The 18,235-nt window shown below is 33.5% G+C and carries 9 protein-coding genes; 1 reads left to right on the top strand and 8 read right to left on the bottom strand.

Annotated elements, in window-relative coordinates; genetic code table 11:
- Positions 1–672: 672 nt before the first annotated feature.
- From QLQ96_RS18065 to QLQ96_RS18100, 8 genes are all read right to left on the bottom strand, one after another.
- Positions 673–3,495, bottom strand: a complete 2,823-nt coding sequence (locus tag QLQ96_RS18065; protein ID WP_482492273.1) for a M16 family metallopeptidase — start codon at positions 3,493–3,495, stop codon at positions 673–675.
- 208 nt (positions 3,496–3,703) lie between these two features.
- On the bottom strand, positions 3,704–5,770 hold the full coding sequence (locus QLQ96_RS18070) for a protein-disulfide reductase DsbD family protein (RefSeq protein WP_482492274.1): 2,067 nt from the start codon (positions 5,768–5,770) through the stop codon (positions 3,704–3,706).
- 155 nt (positions 5,771–5,925) lie between these two features.
- Entirely contained in the window at positions 5,926–7,320 is a 1,395-nt protein-coding gene (locus QLQ96_RS18075) for an alpha/beta hydrolase family protein (RefSeq protein ID WP_482492276.1), read from the bottom strand.
- A gap of 22 nt (positions 7,321–7,342) precedes the next feature.
- Positions 7,343–9,340 (bottom strand): TlpA family protein disulfide reductase, encoded by a 1,998-nt coding sequence (locus QLQ96_RS18080; protein ID WP_482492278.1) that lies wholly within the window; start codon positions 9,338–9,340, stop codon positions 7,343–7,345.
- A gap of 64 nt (positions 9,341–9,404) precedes the next feature.
- On the bottom strand, positions 9,405–10,802 hold the full coding sequence (locus tag QLQ96_RS18085; RefSeq protein WP_482492280.1) for a RagB/SusD family nutrient uptake outer membrane protein: 1,398 nt from the start codon (positions 10,800–10,802) through the stop codon (positions 9,405–9,407).
- A gap of 9 nt (positions 10,803–10,811) precedes the next feature.
- Positions 10,812–14,393 carry a SusC/RagA family TonB-linked outer membrane protein gene (locus QLQ96_RS18090; protein ID WP_482492281.1) on the bottom strand — a complete coding sequence of 1,194 codons (3,582 nt, stop codon included), beginning with the start codon at positions 14,391–14,393 and terminating at the stop codon, positions 10,812–10,814.
- Between the two features lie 100 nt (positions 14,394–14,493).
- A complete protein-coding gene (locus QLQ96_RS18095; RefSeq protein ID WP_482492282.1) occupies positions 14,494–15,690 on the bottom strand; it encodes a FecR family protein in 1,197 nt (398 codons plus the stop codon).
- 100 nt (positions 15,691–15,790) lie between these two features.
- The gene (locus QLQ96_RS18100) at positions 15,791–16,339 is read right to left on the bottom strand and encodes an RNA polymerase sigma factor (protein ID WP_482496979.1); all 549 of its coding nucleotides are present in this window, start codon (positions 16,337–16,339) and stop codon (positions 15,791–15,793) included.
- Positions 16,340–17,011: 672 nt separating this feature from the next.
- On the opposite strand from QLQ96_RS18100, the gene QLQ96_RS18105 reads away from it, so the two are divergent.
- Entirely contained in the window at positions 17,012–17,845 is an 834-nt protein-coding gene (locus tag QLQ96_RS18105) for a T9SS sorting signal type C domain-containing protein (RefSeq protein ID WP_482492284.1), read from the top strand.
- Positions 17,846–18,235 lie beyond the last annotated feature (390 nt).

Consider the following 18,235-nt stretch of genomic DNA (forward strand, 5'->3'; position numbering starts at 1 on the left):
TTTTCATCGGAACGGCTGTCAATTCAATATGTCTACGAACGTGTATTTCTGTCTTTTCGCCTGTATCTCAAAGCGGGTGCAAAACTAAAAATTCTTTTTGTTTCTCGCAAGAAAAATTTGAAAAAATTTTGAAGCTTTTTTTTTCGCCTCCATTATCTCATTTTTATTGCCAATCTCTCAAGGAACTTTCCGTGTTTTGCGGGGTGCAAAGATAGGAGCTTTATTTAGATTTCCTAGCATTTGCAATGACTTTTTTTCAAAAATTTTTCAAAACACACATAACTCACTGATAATATTAAATTTACATTACCTGATTTCAAAGTAAACACAAAGCTTTATCTTACATTTTAGAAAAAAGTGCCATTTTAATGAATTTTTATACTCTTTATATTAAAGTAAAAATCAATATTTAGCCCAAAAATTAGTTTTTCATCAATTACCTAGATATAAATTAGCACAAAATACAAATTTTAAAAATAAAATGTTACCTATTATGATTTTCATATATAGAACATACAATAGACTTTTGTTAAGATTTCAGTTCCTGAACATATTTGCAACAAAAAAAGAGCTGTTGGCAAAAACAGCTCTTTATAAGGTTTTTCAAGTGAGTATACAAGCTTACTAATTCAAATACTTCTAAAATAAAATGAGTGAAAAACCAATATATTATTAATATTCAGGTGCGGCAACCTTGAGTTTCGATTTCATGATTACTTCAACTGTACTCGGTTTAGCGAAAAACTCTTTTGCAAAAGTTTTTATATCTTCTGCTGTAACTTCATTTAATGTTTTCTTGTAAATAGCATCGTCTTTAAAAGTTTCATTGCTCACTATCATCTTATTTAAACTCCCTAACCAAAATCCGTTGGTCATAACCTTCTCTGCTCTCGATTTTAAAAGTGTGTTTTTAACCGATTGAACGTCTTCTTCTTTTGGCGCATTTTTTTGGATTGCTTCAATCTGCTCATAGACAATTTTAGTCAGTTTTTCTTCTTTTTCGGGATCACTATCAAAATTGATTGTCATTGAGTATTCGTCAGAAGGCAAACGGCTTACTCCAGATTGCACATGAACGCCATAACTTCCGCCTTCTTCTTCACGAATTAAATCCAAGTATTTTTTAGATAATAGTTCTGATAAAATATGCGATACAAATACATTCTTATAGTTATAAGGAAATTGTTTTACAAAACGAATATAAACGCTTGCTTTTGGAACATTCATTTCTCGAACCAATAACTGCTTTACTATTCCTGGTGCTGGATCAAGATGATTGTCAACAAAATTTTCTTTTTTGTTTGCGTCAGATTTTATACTCCCAATATACTTTTCGATTAACGCAATCGAATTTTCAGGAAGATTTCCAGTAAACACAAAAGTGAAATCACCCGCATTTTGAATTCTTTGTTTGTAAAGTTCTGATGCTTTTTCGAAACTCAATCTTTTCAAAAATTCTTCATTTAATAATGGAACTCTTTTACTGTGATTGTAATTTAACTGCGAAATGCTATCTTGAAAAACTTTTGGATTCGTATTGATTGTATTTTCTAATGAATTGCTGAAACTAGTCACCATTCTAGCGTACGAATCTTTATCAAATCTTGGCTCCTCAAAATACAGATACAGCAGTTGCAGCAGCGTTTCGAAATCCTTCAGATTGCTTGAACCTTCAAAACCTTCTGACAGCTCGGTGATATAAGGTTTAATATTAATGATTTTCCCGTTCAGCTTATCATTCAAATCAGTGCTTTTAAATGTGCCCAAACCTGAATTTTCTACCAGACTTACCGCAATTTGCGCCGAAGGAATATCTTCTGTTTTAATTAATGAACTTCCTCCAAAACTGAAAGCAGAAAATAAAACTTCGTCTTTTGCTAAAGCCGTAGGATATAAAACAACCTTTGCTCCATTTGCTAAAACATAAGTTTTTGCTCCTTCAATTCCTTCAACCGGCGTTTCTTTTTCCACTTTAGAACCTTTCAATTCAGTGGCTATTAAAGGTTTATCTGTATCGGTCTCTTTATATTTTTCAAGAGCCATTTTCTTAACAGATGCCATAATCTTTTCGTAATCTGCTTGTGACGGATAGACCGCATCCTTTTTATCTGGGCCAGTAACGGTCATGACGATATTGTCTGCTGTCTGAAGTTTCTTAACCGCCTGGTTTACTTCTGCAAGAGTTATAGAAGCTAATCTCACTTTTACCTTTTCATATTGCGTTTCAATGCTCTCAAACGGCACAGCTTTCAGGAAGTAATTAACCAATTCTTCAGAAAGCGCCTCGCTTTCGAATTTATCTTTGTTATTCAATAAATTTTCGAACGAGCTCAAAACTGCTTCCTTGTTACGGTCCAATTCTTTTTGCGTGAATCCGTAACGAACTGCTCTCTCAGTCTCAATCATCATTTCTTTGAAACCTTCTATAGTTTTATTGTTTTTTGGAGTTACATACAAATAATAAGAATTCGTAAGTCTTGAAACTTCTGAAGATCCAGTTCCTATATTTAAAACAGCCGTTTCATTGTTTTGAATGAATTCTTGATAGCGCCTGTTCATCATATCAGTACAAAGATTATTAATTAAATCTCTTCTAATTGTTTCGTTGTTTTTTACTTTATCAAAATCCTTTTTAAAATATAATACAACGCTAGTTTCCTGCGCTTCTTTGTCTTTCGCCAGAACATAATTCATTCCTTTATTTTTAGGAACCGAAACATAATAGCGCTCAGCAGAATTTTTAGGCATTTCGATAGAAGAAAAAGTCGCAATAATCTTCTTTTCAATTTCTACTGGGTCAATATCTCCAACTACAATAACAGCTTGCAAATCTGGACGGTACCACTTCTTATAATAATCCCTTAGAACTTGATAATCAAATGTATTGATTAGATTTAAATCACCGATAACATCACGTTTTGCATATTTAGAATCTTTATACAACACTTTATCCGTTTCTAAACGAAGTCTGAAGTCTGAGTTTCTTCTTGTACGCCATTCCTCGCGAATTACACCGCGTTCTGCATCGATTTCTGCATCTTTTAAAGAAAGAAAACCAGACCAATCGTGTAAAGCCAAAAGACAAGAATCTATTAATTTCGAATCATTTGCTGGAACATTACTTAAATTGTAAACAGTTTGATCTTGTGCAGTATAAGCATTAATATCTTTACCAAAACTGACTCCTTTTTTTTCCAGCATATCAATGATGCCTTTTCCTTCAAAGTTTTTTGTTCCGTTAAAAGCCATGTGTTCTAAGAAATGCGCCAGTCCGTTTTGGTCGTCGTTTTCTAAAATAGCCCCCACATTTTGGGCGAAGTAAAAACAAACACGGTCTTTTGGCCATTCGTTATGAAGAACATAATATTTCATTCCGTTTTTCAGTTTTCCTGAAACTACATCTTTGCTCAGCGGAACGGTTGTCGAAAACTGAGCGGCGCTCTTAAATCCAATTAAAAGGACAAAAAGCCAATATTTTGATTGAAAGATTTTCATTTGATATTTTTTGATTTTTGGGTTGTTTTTTTAAACACATAGAAACATAGGTTTTTTATTTCTTTTAAAAAGATAATTGAAGAAAAACTAGTGTCTCAACACATAACTACAAGGTTACTGTCTATGTTTATATAAATGAGATGCCTTTTCACTCAATCCTAATGCTATGATTCTATGTATTTAAAAATTAAACCCAATGAATTTTAAGTTATTTTTTGAAATTCCGGACTCCTTCTTGAAGCCAATTGTAATAAGCGTTAATATCTGGATTGTAAGCCGACGGTTTATTTAAATCATTTTCATTATGATCCATTAAAACATAATACGGCTGTGCATTGGTTTTGTATTTCAGAATCTGAAGTTCGCTCCATTTTTGACCTGTATATTTTAAAACTTTACCTGTAATTTTAGAAATAACTTGTTCATTTTCTGGCAAAGGCCTTTTGTCGTCTACATACAACGAAATCAAAACGACATCATTATTTAAAACCGAAAGCACTTTTGGATCTGGCCAAACACGTTCTTCCATTTTTCGACAGTTGACACAAGCATAACCTGTAAAATCTATCATTACGGGTTTGTTTACTCTTTTCGCGTAAGCTAAACCTTCATCATAATTATGGAAAGTCGGAATTCCATTTGGCCCGCTTTCTGCACCTTCAGGCAATGCACTCTTTTCTGAACTTGGAGCTATTGCATTTCCAAAACCATTTGGAGATTCGCTGTATTGTTTAGCTGGCGGAAACCCGCTGATGTATTGCAAAGGGGCACCCCATAATCCCGGAATCATATACACCACAAATGACAACACGACAATTCCTAAACTCAATCTTCCAACAGAAATGTATGTTGTGGGAGAATCATGTGACAATTGGATTTTTCCAAATAAATAGAATGCTAATACCGTGAATATGGCAATCCAAATAGCCAAAAACACTTCTCTTTCCAATAAATGCAATTGCAAAACCAAGTCGGCGTTGCTTAAAAATTTAAAGGCTAAAGCCAATTCTAAAAAGCCTAAAACCACTTTAACCGAATTCAGCCATCCGCCTGATTTTGGCAGGGAATTCATCCAGCCTGGAAAAGCTGCAAATAAAGTGAACGGTAAAGCTATGGCTAACGAAAATCCTAGCATTCCAACAATTGGCGCAATTCCTGCCTGACTAGCCGCTTGAACCAATAAAGTTCCAACAATTGGCCCTGTGCATGAAAATGAAACTACAGCTAATGCCAATGCCATAAAGAAAATTCCGAAAGCGCCACCAATTTCTGATTTCTTGTCAATCTTGGTCAGCCATGAACTTGGCAAAACAATTTCGAAAGCACCTAAAAAGGATAATGCAAAAACCAGTAAAAGCAGAAAGAAAAAGACATTAAAAACAACGTTTGTTGCCAAAGCATTTAAGGCATCTGCACCAAAAATTGCAGTCACTAAACTTCCTAAAATCACATAAATTACAATGATGAAAATACCATACATCATAGCGTTTCTGATTCCCGCGGCTTTATTTTTACTTTGTTTGGTAAAAAAACTCACCGTCATTGGAATCATCGGGAATACGCATGGCGTAAACAAAGCCGCAAGACCTCCTAAAAAGCTGAAGAAAAATAGTGTCCAAAGGCTTTCTTCAGGGGCTGTTTTTCCCGAAGCAGTTTCTGAATTATTTAAACTTTCAGGAGTGTCTTTGCTGGCAATGCTAACAGAATTTGTTGTGTTGTTTGTGGTATCCTGTTTAGTAATTGATTCGTCTTTTGCAGGCAAATCTTTATTTTTATCTTCTATCGCTACACTTGCTGCATCTTCATTTTTAACCGGTGCATCCGATTTTTTGAAGGTAAATTTCACCTCTTTCTCTCCTGGAGGTAGACAGCTGTTGTCATTACAAACCATAAAAAACACAATTGCATTTATGGTAAAAGCATCTGCGGATTTACGTTCTATAGTTTGAGTAAAAATGGCTTTATCTGCAAAATATTTAATCCGCATATTAAAAACTGGATCATCTACTTCATGTCCAGCAGGTTCGGCTACAGAACCGATGGTTTTATAGTTTTTAGACTTCGGAAAAGTAAAACTCGTCGGTGCTGGCCCACCAGATGGAACGTTTTGAGAATAAATATGCCAGCTTTTATCAATTTTGGCTATTATACTCAAGGTATATTTGTTTTCTCCTATTTCTTTCACGGATGTCGTAAACGAAACGGGATCGTAAATTTGGGCAGTAAGGTTACTTACCGCAAAGAAAATTGCGATAAAAAGGAATATTTTTTTCATGATGTTAGAATGAAATACTAAAGTTGTTTTGCCAATCTTTGCGCCCTTCGACTTCGCTTAGGGAGACTTATCCAGAACTTCTAAATATCAAGTAAAGTTTGTCAGGCTGAACGTCCCGAAACTTCGGGAGAAGCTCCGCTCCCACTTGATAATTGTTATTTTTTATAACGGGTCAAAATCCATTTTGAAATATCTGCCATTACTTCTTCGGCAAAAACTTCATCTAGTTCTTTGACTTCGCTTTGCGTGCAGGTTTTACAATGCTGATACATATGATTTAGACCTGGATAAATCTTTGTCGTCAGATCTTTTGTAGCAAGATATTTTTTAAATGAACTGATATTTTCTTCTGCTGGAACTTGAATATCTTTATCGCCGTTTGCAACCATTACAGGAATGGTAATCTTAGGCAGAAAATTTTCTGGCTTATAGTGGATATTATAACGATACCATTTTCTATCTGCATCTTTTCCATAACGGTATAAGAAATCTTTTTCTCTTCCATCCCAAAGATGTATTTCTTTTAATGTAGTAGAATCTTGCTTTTTCATCCATTCATTTAACTTCACTTCCATTGCGGGTTGAGCCGATTCGCCGTCTTTGGTATTGTAAACAATATCAAACATGATGTTGTACATTTCCATTTGTTTTGCCACCACTTTATCTGAAAACTTATAGCTTTTAAGGATTGCTGTATTTTGAAGATTCAGCATTTCCAATCCGCTTACTCCAACTCCAGATAAACTGACCATAAACTTTACGTCTTTATTTCTCGAGCTCACAATAGAAGCAATCATACCTCCTTCGCTATGGCCAATCAGCCCGATGTGAGAAGCATCAATATTTTTATCGCTTTTCAAATAAGCAATTTCTGCATCAACATCATCAGCAAAATCTCCAGTTGTAGCATTTTGAAAATCACCCGTTGTTTTTCCAATTCCTCTGTCGTCTACACGTAAAGAAGCAATTCCGTTTCTTGCCAAATAATCTGCTAAAACTGTAAAAAACTCTCTTCCAATGTAGGTATAATTTCTTTCGTGCTGACCAGTTCCTGAGATTAAAATCGCTAACGGATATTTCTTTTTTCCTTGCGGAATAGTCAAAGTTCCTCCATAAGTCAATTTGGTATTTTTTCCAAGGAAAGTCATATCAATAACCTGATACGGATAAGGTTTCTTGGGATGCTGCGGAAAATCTAACGGTTGGATTTCTTTTTCTTTCTTTAAAAAAATTGCGCCGTTTGCAATGGAGTAATAATTAAATATTCCTGCAATTCCAGTTTTTTCTGAGTTGAATTTTCCTTTAAATGAAAAACCATACATTTCACTTTTAAAAGAAAGACTATCTCCTGCAATCTGCGTTCCTACTTTGATTTTATTCATTTCAAATTCAGGAATGCTAACTGTTAATGAGTCTGTTTTGTACTTTGCTAAATCTCCGGATAAAATAATACGCGAAGAGTTATATTGTGCCTGCCAGATGGTTTGAGAAAAACCAGTCTGACAGAACAATACAAAAATACTGAGATATAAAAAACGAACAATTTTCATTACTTAACCTTTTTTAACTAAATTATTTTTTCTCAGATTTTAAATATTCAACGATAATCGAAATTTCGTCAGCCAATTCGCTTGGGCTTCCAAAATAACCATTCGACATCCATCTTAATTTTCCATTTTGGTCGATGATCATTTTTTCTGGAATTCCTGAGAAATGAAATGCTTTCGAATAATTGTCATAAACTGCATCGTATTTTCCTGTTTTCGGGTTTTTACTGTCATAAAGAACCGTAAAATCAAATCCTTTTTCTTTAATGAAAGCCTGAGTTTGCGCTTTAAAATCTTTGATGTATTCCATTGTATCAACAAAATAGAATTTCACATTCTCATCAGCTTTGTATTTGTTCACTGCCATATTCATTCCTGGCATAGCATTTTTACAAGGTCCGCACCACATTGCCCAGAAATCCAAAACCACAATTTTACCTTTTTGGTCGGCTAGTTTTACTTTTCCGCCACGGCTGCTTTCCATCTCAAATCCGTCGATTGGAAGATTAATCAATTCTGCGATTAATTTCTTTTTGTGATCTTCATTTGTATCTGATTTTAAAGACTGAAAATAAGCATCAAAATCTGCTTCTTTCTTTCCTTCTTTCACAAATAAATCTTTTAAAGTTGCAATAGCTGCAGGCGTAATTTTATTTGCTTTTGAAGCTGAAACTAGGTAAGCTTTTGCTTCCGCAGTTTTCCCTTCTCTTAAAAGCATTCTCGCATAAACTTCGTTGTATGGTGCATCTTCAAACTTCATAATAGGTTTGATTTTTTCTAAATATTTTTTAGATAAATCATAACTTTTGAAAATTTCTAAAAGCTTCGCATAAGTAAAATATTCTCTGGCTGCACTTTTTAACGTTTGTGCTTTCCATTCATTTGGAGATAATTTTCCAAGGTATTCTTTTGGTACAAATGCTTCTCTGCTTTCCATTTCTGGAATAATAACATCTGCATATTTTTTAAGTGTTTCCAAAGATGCTTTTTCAGTTCCTTCCTGATCTCTGTCAAAAGGAATAGAAATTAAATGCCACGCATAATCTACCAACATATTGAATGAAACCGTTTTAACGCTGTTGATAGCATAACTGTAATCCTTGTTTTTTACGATATAATTGTAAACAATACTTTTTACCATTTTATCGTAAAAAAGGCTTTCTGTGTCTGTTAAAACATCTTCAAAATTACGTTGAGGAAAGTTTTTTTCAAATGCATCATACAGCGCTACTTTTTTATTAAAATCTGTTTCACTAAATACTTTTTTGATTTCGATATCACGAGCCCAAACTCCGTTTGGATATCTCTTTAATAAAACATTCTGAACAGAATCTGCAAAAACTTTATGTTCTGGCTGCGCCATTAAACCAATCGCTTTCTGAATGTTGTATTGTGTTGGATTGTCTAATTCCTTTTCTGCTAAAACAAAACGAACTTCTCTTTTTATTAATTTTGGCTGTTGTTCTCCAGTTTCAAGCTGTTTGATTTTTGCACCCTCATAAAAAATATGTGTACGTGCATTTGGATGGTATTTTAATTCATTATTAATCCAAAACAATGTCACCTCTTTTTTGGTATAAGCACTGTCGTGAACAATATTCGGTACTTGATCTTGTAAATCTGGACTTCTTAAAAATCCCCAACCGATATAAGAACCTTCATTTTTATCCAGAATCCATGAATATGTCATTTTTTCTCCATTATCTTTAATGGTATCCGATTTAAAAACACAGGTAATAAAAGAAGCTTTTTTAGAAAGTTTCATTTTAGTCTGCCATTTTTTATCACCAGCTGATTTTAAAGTAATATCGTCTGCAAGCCATCTGAAATTGTCATAAGTATAAACAACACCTTCAACATGAGTTGCATTTGCAAGAGGTGTGTTAGCTGCATTGTAAGTTATAGTAACTTCTTCACCTGCGTTTGGATGTTCTGGCGAAACAAGAAATTTTTCTCCCCCGCTTTGAGCCAATAAAGTACTTGTGATACCGAAAAATAATAGTATCAGTTTGATATTTTTCATTTGTTTGTTTTTTGAAATTTAGTGCACTCAAAAAAACTTGAGTGCACTTTTATGATTATTATAATTATGGATTCTGCTGTAAGTTTGGAGCGTATTCAAAATAAATTGGGGCAAATGGCATTTGATAACGATCACTGTTTGGGGAAAGTGTAAATGTTTGTCCGGCAAAAGTGTGTGTAATTGTTATGGCAAATTCTGGTTCTTTATTTAATCTTTTCAAATCAAACCATCTAAAACCACCTGATCCCATTAATTCTCTTCTTCTTTCTGCTAAAACTTTGTTTAAAGCATCTTTACTGTCTGTTGCCGTCAAAGCCACAAATTGTTCGGCTCTAAATCTTTTTTGTCTCAATTTATTGATTTCAGCCATTGCTAATTCTCCAGAACCTGCTCTTGCAAGACATTCTGCTTTTATAAGCATCATTTCTGGTACAGTTGGACCTGCATTTCTGCTTTCTCCTGTCAAACCTTCTTTTGCGTAAGTTCTTCCTACTGTATATTCAGAATTAAAACTGCTTGTTGGCTGTGTAAACAATACATAACGTAAATCATTAGTATCGAATGAACTAATCAATTCGTTACTTAATGATAACAATTGAGGCGCATAAGTGTAAGTACTATATCCATTCCACTTCGATAATATCAACTCATTATCGAGTTTTCTTGACGGATAGGCTGCAAATTCATAATCTTGCAAATTGTTCAATGTACTTTGTAACGCTAATGATTTTTCGGCATTTTCTAATGCTAAAGGATAATTGCGCATGCACAAATATGCTCTGGACAAAAGTGCGTATGCTGCTGCTCTTGAAGGGAATGCTACATTATTACCCGTATTAACTGGTTTTAATCCCGCATTAACAGCATCATTTAGATCACTAAGAATTACATCATATGCAGCCTGAACCGAAGTTCTTTTGATATCATCTGAAACAGTTGCAGTTGTAAAAAGAACAATTCCTGGATCTGTCGCAGAAGTTGTGGCGTCATAAGCCTTTCCAAAGGTATTTACCAAAGTCAGAAAAATAAAAGCACGGTGTACTTCTGCTTCTCCTTTTAAAGCAGCCTTTTCGGCTTCTGTTCCGTTTTTGCTTTTCATTACTTCATTAATCACAACATTAACATAAGATAATGCGGTATATAAACTGTTCATATCATAATCATTTTCACCATCAAAATAGACAACATCAGACCATTTATACAAATTGGTAAAAGGACGATAATAATCAGATCCTCCTAAAGCTGTAGCTTGTGCATCATTTTGAAAACTAATATCATCTGATGCTACATCTACAATTCCATAAGATTTATCTAATATGGAGCTATTATTAAGAAGATATCTGTAATTGGAAGTTTCTTCTGGTATTAATTTTCCTTCGGTCTTGATATCTACATAGTTATCACAGCTTAAAACAATTGCTCCTACTGCAGCAATGGCTATGTATTTTAAATATTTTTTCATCTTAAAAAATTAAAAATTAACATTAAAACCAATTGAATAAATCGCCATTGCAGGCAGTTTCATATTAGCTCCTGTGTAAGGTAAAAAGTCAGGATCTAGACCGTCTTTATTTTTTCTCCAAAAGAAACCAAGATTTCTGGCCGTAAAAGTTACCGAAGCTCCTCTCACAATTCCTCTATCAATCAGACTTGTCATATCGTATTTTAGAGAAAGTTCTCTAAAGCGAATGTGATCTCCATCGATAATTCGATCATCTCCATTAATATATCTTACATAACTTAATCCTGTTGATCCCTGAATTCCTGGTACGGAAGTCGTAGCTTCGTCTCCCGGATTTCTCCATCTTTGATCGATATCAGTATTTAAATCATATTGACTAAATCTACCTTGTCTATTTACGTAACCTCCGTAAGTAGGTTTAAACATTACGTAATCAAACTTATAAGTTGCTAAAACATACAAAGAGAATTTTTTGTAATTGAAGGTCTGACTGATACTTCCATAATATGAAGGGATATTTGTTCCCATATATTTCATGTCTTCAATATCTTTTAAAGAAGTAAAAGAATTTACAATATTACCCTCTTTGTCATATACCTGAGTTCTACCTGTTGCATCTAATCCTGCTGATCTAAAAGCAAATATGCTGTTCAAAGGATAACCTTCAACTGGCGGAGTTGTTCCTGAACCGTTTAGATATTGACTGAAATTTTGAAAACGTGAATCTGTAACATCTGTTTTATTAAAAGAAACTACAAGAGCAGAATTCCATGAAAAATCTTTTGCTTTAAGTATTATTCCGTTTAAACTTAAATCGATTCCGTGTCCTGCTAAAGTTGCTGCATTTTGAATCAACGAATTGTTTGATGTTCCGTAAAATGGCGAAACAGGAAACTCTACAATTAAATCTTTACTATCTTTTTTGTAATATTCTACAGAACCATTTAATCTGCTGTTTAGGATAGAGAAATCAACACCAAAATTTAAAATTGCGGTTTTTTCCCAACGCAAATTAGGGTTTGCTGGCTGCGTAATAAAAGCATAAGGTTGTTGCGAAAAAATGTCTGACTCACTTAAACTAATGTTTGTAAAAGGAAAAACATCTAAATTGATATTTCCATTAAAACCATAACTGGCTCTTAAACTCAAACTATTAACAAAATTTACGTCTTTTAGGAAAGATTCATCTTTAATGTTCCATTTTGCTCCTGTAGACCATAATGGAGTTCTTCTTAATTTTTTACTTACTCCAAAATTATTATAATCATCTAAACGTGCACTTCCTGTAAGTGTATATCTATTTTTGAAAGTATAACCTGCATTAGCATAATAAGATAAAAATCTTCTTGTTGCATCTTTATGTGTATCACCATTAGGAAAAGTATAATTATATCCGTTTACGTCAACATAATTTTGTGATGGAAGACTTATAGAAGTCTGAGTTTGTGACTTATACCCATAAAGTACTCTCGAATCTATGGTTTCTCCTGTTTCTCTTGCTTCAATACCTCCCATAGCGTTAATCAAATGATCTTCGCCAATAATACCATCATAATTTAGTTGTCCTCGCATTGTAGAACTAGTTTTTCCAAATCTATTACTTTGAAAAATTTCTCCTAACGGAATTGCGTTTACTAAATCGCCGTTACTATTTATTGATGTTGCCGAATTGATCATGTCGCGGGCAAAATATGTATTTTCGTTGTACATATTATCATTTGATGAAGTTGAAGTTTCTATAGAATAAGTCCCAACAGCATCTAAACCTTTTAATAATGGAAGTGTAGCAGAAATGGTCGCACCAAAATTTTGCTCATTTACTGGATTATCCCTGTTAGCTAATTCATCTATATAGTTGTAAGTCCATGGCAAATATCCCGCTTGTTCCAACGGAATAGTTTGTCCGCTGTAATAATGACGGTAATAATCAACGGATTTCCCATCATCTCCCACAATTTGATCGTAAGGCAATAAGGTATTCAATGAAGTTCCTAATGGCGAAAGTCCCAAGCCATTTTCATTGTATTTGAAGATAGAACCTCTTAAGCTTGTCGTCATTTTTACATAATTAAAAAGCTTAAAATCCTGATTAGACAATAAAGTCAAACGTTGTCCGCTGCTTCCCTTTGCCTGCGTTTCTTCTTTAGAATAGGATCCTGACATGAAATATGAATAATTATTCTCTGCTCCACTAAAAGACAAATCATAATTTTGAGTTGTTGAAGCTTGCAACAAATATTTCTCTGCCTGACCATAAGTATTACGGTTACGTAAAACATCTAATCCAGCATTTTTCTGAGCTTCTGTTATTTCGCCTCGTTTGTACTGAAACATTAAATCCATTCCTTGACTTACAGGAGAAGTTAACATGTACGTTACACTCGTTGGATCTGTAACTAAATTTTTATCTACAAATTCCTGCTCTAAATTTAAAACCTGAGAAGAATTCATTAATGGTAATTTTGATAGCGAAGGTTTATTAGAGAAACCATAATTTTGAGAAAAATTAATTCTCGTTTGTCCCGATTTTCCTTTTTTGGTATTAATTACCATTACACCATTTGCTGCTCTTGCACCGTAAATAGAAGCTGCTGCCGCATCTTTTAAGAAAGTAATTTTTTCTATATCATTTGGATTAATCGTTCTGATGTCTAATTCTGTAGGTGTACCGTCAAGTACAATCAAAGGCATATCATTTGAATCTATTGTAGATTTTCCTCTAATCGCAATATTATAAGCTGTTTTTTCAGCTCCCGCGCCAAATTTTCTTCCGTACACAAAAGTATTGTCAGAATCTAATACGTCTAACTGAAGACCAGCCACCTGACCTTCTAGTCGGTGTAATACGTTATTAACAGGAACTTTTTCTAGGTCTTTTGCGGTAAGTGTAACAAAAGATCCAGTAGAACGTTCTTTATCAATGTTTTGATAACCTGTTGAAATGATTTTAACCTCGTCTAGTTTGTTTACATCTTCCAATAAAATAGGATTAATAATCAGATTATCGCCTACTGTAATTTCGAGTTTTTTGTAACCCATGTACTCAATAACAAGGACATCTCCTTTTTGAGCTAAAATTTCATAAGATCCATCAAAATTGGTATACGTCGATACTTTTGTTCCTTTTACCCAGATCGATGCACCAATTAAAAATTCTTTTTTAGCATTCGTTATAACTCCTTTAATTTTTACTTTTTCTTCTAAAACAGAAGAAGTTACAGGTTTTACTTTTGTATTTAATGCAATAACAATCAATTTGTTATTTACAAATTCTGCTTTATAATTATCTCCAATTATTTCTTTGATAACGGTCATTATATCAGTATTATTAACTGAAATATCTACTTTTCGCTGTGCATCAAAAATATCATCACTGTAGAAAAACGCAACATTTGTTTTTCTTGTAATGGTTTTCAATACAGATGATACTGACTGGTTTCTAGCATTAATGCTTACTTTTTGGGAATAGGCAAAAGCAACTATGTTGAAAAGAAATATGGTTAATATTAGGGATTTCTTCATAATGTCAAGAAATTTATCCCAAAGCGCGGATTTTACCCCACAATCTTTTGCGGATAGGATTTTTTTCATACTTTTAAATGTTTTGGTTGGTTAATAGAATTCGAACTCTTTTTTCGACTTGAACAAATACTAGCCGGGAAATGGTGCAAACATTTTCCGGTTTTCTTTTTTAGTTACTTACGGTTACTTCATACGTTTGGTTTACTTTGGTTATTTTATATTTCACATTCGATGTTTTACTAATAATATCCAGAAAACGATCAATTGGTTCATCTTTTAAAACGATTCCGGTAAATTTGATTTGCTCTAATGCTTTTTGTTCGAACTTCACATTAAAGTTGTACCATCTCGCCATTTTAATTAAGATGTCTTTCAGGTTTTCATTCTCAAAATAAAACTTGCCGTCTTTCCAAGCGGTATAAACAGAAGCATCTACATCTACGACTTTTAAACCTGAATTTTTAGAACGAGCTTGCTGTCCTGGATTTAAAACAACAGTTTGGCTTTCTTCTGAAACTTTTACTTTTCCTTCAGCCAGAGTAGTTTCAAAATTATGATCTTCGGTGTAAGCACTTATATTGAAATGCGTTCCTAAAACTGTTACGCTTCCAGATTTCGTTTTTACCGTAAACGGACTATGAGCATTTTTGCTTACTTCAAAATAAGCTTCTCCTTCTAAGGTTACATTACGCGAAGCGCCGCTAAACTCAACAGGATATTTTAAAGTAGATTTTGAGTTAAGCCAAACTTTGGTGCCGTCTGAAAGATTTACAGCATAAATTCCGCCCACAGGAACAATTAAAGTATTATCACCTGTTGAAACTTTTCCATTCAGTGCTTTTGCATCATAAACCAAAACATGATTTACATTTGATATTACACCATTTTTAGAAACGATTTTTTCTTTTTTAGGTTCTAAAGAAACTTCTGTCCCGTCTGCTAAAACTAAAGTCGGATGATTATATTTTGGCTTAATGCTTTTTACAACCACCTCTTGCTTTTTTGCTTCTCCCTCTTTTTTACCTTTATTTATATAAAAGAATACCGAAGAAATTCCAGCTAAAAAAACTAAGATAGCAGCATATTTACCTATTTTCTTATAATTAAAAATGGAAATTACAGGCGTTTCAATAAAACCTATTTTTTCTTTAATTCTTTCAAAAGCCAAATCTGTATTGAAAGTATTATAAAATCTCTCTTTAGACTTCAAAGTTTCCAAATCAATAACTTTCTGATAATATTCTTGATTTTCGGGTACAGAAAGCCATTCCTGCAAAAGAGCGTTTTCTTCAATCGATAATTCTCCCACAAGAAGTTCCTTTCTAATAAGAGCAGCGATTGTGATTTCTTTCTTTCCTAAAGACATATTTTTTGATATTAAGTATCGGTTATTAACACTTTAACTAAATGTTATATAACTAAGAGTACAGAATATCAAAAAAGGGTGGAAAGATTTTTGATTTTTTTTAAAGAAAAAGCAAAATAAATAAAAGTTCGGAGTGATTCTTGAGTTTTTCCTTCAATAATTCGATGGCGCGAGCACGCTGAGACTTTACTGTATTGATAGAAATATTAAGTTTTTCGGCAATATCTTTATACTTCATTCCTTCTAAGCAAGAAAGTTCAAAAACCTCTTTACATTTTTCTGGCAACGAATTCAAAGCTTCAATTAAAGTCGAATACAATTCTTCTTCCAGAATATTAAAATCAAACTCAACTGTTTCATCAGAAAATTTGTGATCCAGTTCGACGGTTTTTGGTTCTTTTTTTAAAATTAAAAGAGAACCATTTCGAACCATTTTATATAGATATGATTTAACGTCGATTATCTTTTCAAATTTAACACGATTTTCCCAAAGCTGCAGCATGACGTTTTCTACAACTTCCTCTGCTAAAAAAGTATCTTTTACAAAATTGAAACTGTAGCTCACAAGGCGTGGATACAAAGAATAAAAGAGTTCTTTGTAATATGCTTCATCAATTTTAATATTTCCTTGCTCTAAGCTAATCTTTATCGTTCTTTATTTCGCAAATATATATTTAATATCAACAAAACATTAATTTTACCAAACAATTATCATCAAATCCCTTAAAGTACTGCAAAAAGTAAGAATAAAACACTGTTTTAAAATTATCGTTTCAAAATTGGTATTTAAGATCAATCAAATAACACATAGATGCAGCTCTATCCAACCATCTCCCTAGCTATTAGTTCAGATCCTGATGTCTTACGGCAATATAACGAAAACTTTTAAAGCCCACTTAGATCTTAATTTATCAGAAAAAGAAAAAACATAACATTCTAACTAACTATTTCCACTTCCTCCCACTTAAATTTTTGTGTTAAAAACACATTTAATTTTGTTTATTTTATAATAAAATTCATAACTTAATATTGTATTTGATCGTCTAAAAGCAAAAAACATCGATGTAATGCCTTAAAAAGCCCATTAGCTTTTTAAGCTTTGTATAGACTGCAGCTATCAAGCATCTTTTTTTTTGCGTATTATGACTTTCAGAGAAATTTAAATCTTAAATAGCAGAAAGAGGAAAAAAATTACGTAATTTATTTTATGGTTTTACTAAATGCCAGACACTCTATAGTGTCCTGATATTCTATGCTGTTATTTAAAATTTAGGAAATAGTCACGGCCAATGCCTTTTTTAAATTTTTAAATTATCAAATCATGAAAAAACTTTTCTTATCAGCCCTACTTTTTATAACTGCGCAGTATGCAGTATCATTAAATTCGAATCCGTTGCCACACCTTGCCGCTATTGGGCACGGCAACTTAATGCCCTTTGAGGCTAGCCCCTCAGCATCTGTGGGACCGTTGGAAACGGAAAAGCACCGCGTATGGCTCAATCTGACCAATGAAGAAGGTCTTTTCAAACAGCTCCTGCTCGGGTACATGGCTGGAGCTACCAATGGATTTGATTTCAATTATGACGCTGTATCTCTGGATGCCAATAGATATGCAGATTTTTACAGTATTAACGAAGACAAAAAACTAGTAATTCAAGCCCGAGGACTTCCTTTTGATCCTTCAGACACAGTACCACTGGGGTACAGATCTGCCATAGTTGGAAATCTTACCATTTCCATTGACCATGCTGACGGCGATATGGCTAAAAAGGACATCTATCTTCAGGATAAAGAGACAGGAACGATGCACAATCTGAAAACTGGGCCTTATACCTTCTACACCAATACTGGCATTTTCAATAACCGCTTTGTATTGCGCTATGCTCCGGAAGGCAAGTTGGGAGTGAATGTTCCAAAAAATAATCAGCCAAATTTTTATGTCTCAGTGAAAGATAGAGTCATAAGCATTAATTCTGAAAAGGTTTCTTTAAGGAATGCTGCAGTTTTTGACATTAACGGAAAGCTGCTGTTCAGTAGCCAAAATGACGGCACATACCATATTGAGATCGCTGGTATACAAGCACATTCTCAGGTTCTTCTTGTTCAAGCCACTTTAGAAGATGGCAGCATCATAAGCAGAAAAGTACTCTTTTAGTTTTCCATTCATCAGACAAATCAAACCGTGCGGATCATCAGATTTCCGCACGGTTTTCTATAAAATTAAAATTTCATTCAAAACTTGCTTTCCAATTGTGCTATTGTTAAGCGCTTCAAACTTTACGCTGATTATGCTACAGCAGGAAAATATTATAATTACAGTGTAAAATAGAGATGAAACAGTTTCGTTCCATCCCCCTTTTTATATTAATTTCTTCAAATATGCTTTTTCCAATACTCCAACAGACTCACCTTTCACCAGTCAAAATCATTCTATAAAAAATCTTTCTTAAATCTGTAACGCTAATTTCCGTTAGATTGGAATCCATTCTTTATGCATTTACATTGCGAAAATTACATAAAAGTCCAAAAACACAAGAGACGACTT

It is taken from the genome of Flavobacterium sp. B167r, from assembly GCF_056824315.1.

Bases quoted from the DNA above. Each gene is read 5' to 3' on its own strand.
- QLQ96_RS18105 (WP_482492284.1), top strand. From the start codon at position 17,012: ATGAAAAAACTTTTCTTATCAGCCCTACTTTTTATAACTGCGCAGTAT.
- QLQ96_RS18080 (WP_482492278.1), bottom strand. From the start codon at position 9,340: ATGAAAAATATCAAACTGATACTATTATTTTTCGGTATCACAAGTACT.
- QLQ96_RS18075 (WP_482492276.1), bottom strand. From the start codon at position 7,320: ATGAAAATTGTTCGTTTTTTATATCTCAGTATTTTTGTATTGTTCTGT.
- QLQ96_RS18090 (WP_482492281.1), bottom strand. From the start codon at position 14,393: ATGAAAAAAATCCTATCCGCAAAAGATTGTGGGGTAAAATCCGCGCTT.
- QLQ96_RS18070 (WP_482492274.1), bottom strand. From the start codon at position 5,770: ATGAAAAAAATATTCCTTTTTATCGCAATTTTCTTTGCGGTAAGTAAC.
- QLQ96_RS18095 (WP_482492282.1), bottom strand. From the start codon at position 15,690: ATGTCTTTAGGAAAGAAAGAAATCACAATCGCTGCTCTTATTAGAAAG.
- QLQ96_RS18085 (WP_482492280.1), bottom strand. From the start codon at position 10,802: ATGAAAAAATATTTAAAATACATAGCCATTGCTGCAGTAGGAGCAATT.
- QLQ96_RS18065 (WP_482492273.1), bottom strand. From the start codon at position 3,495: ATGAAAATCTTTCAATCAAAATATTGGCTTTTTGTCCTTTTAATTGGA.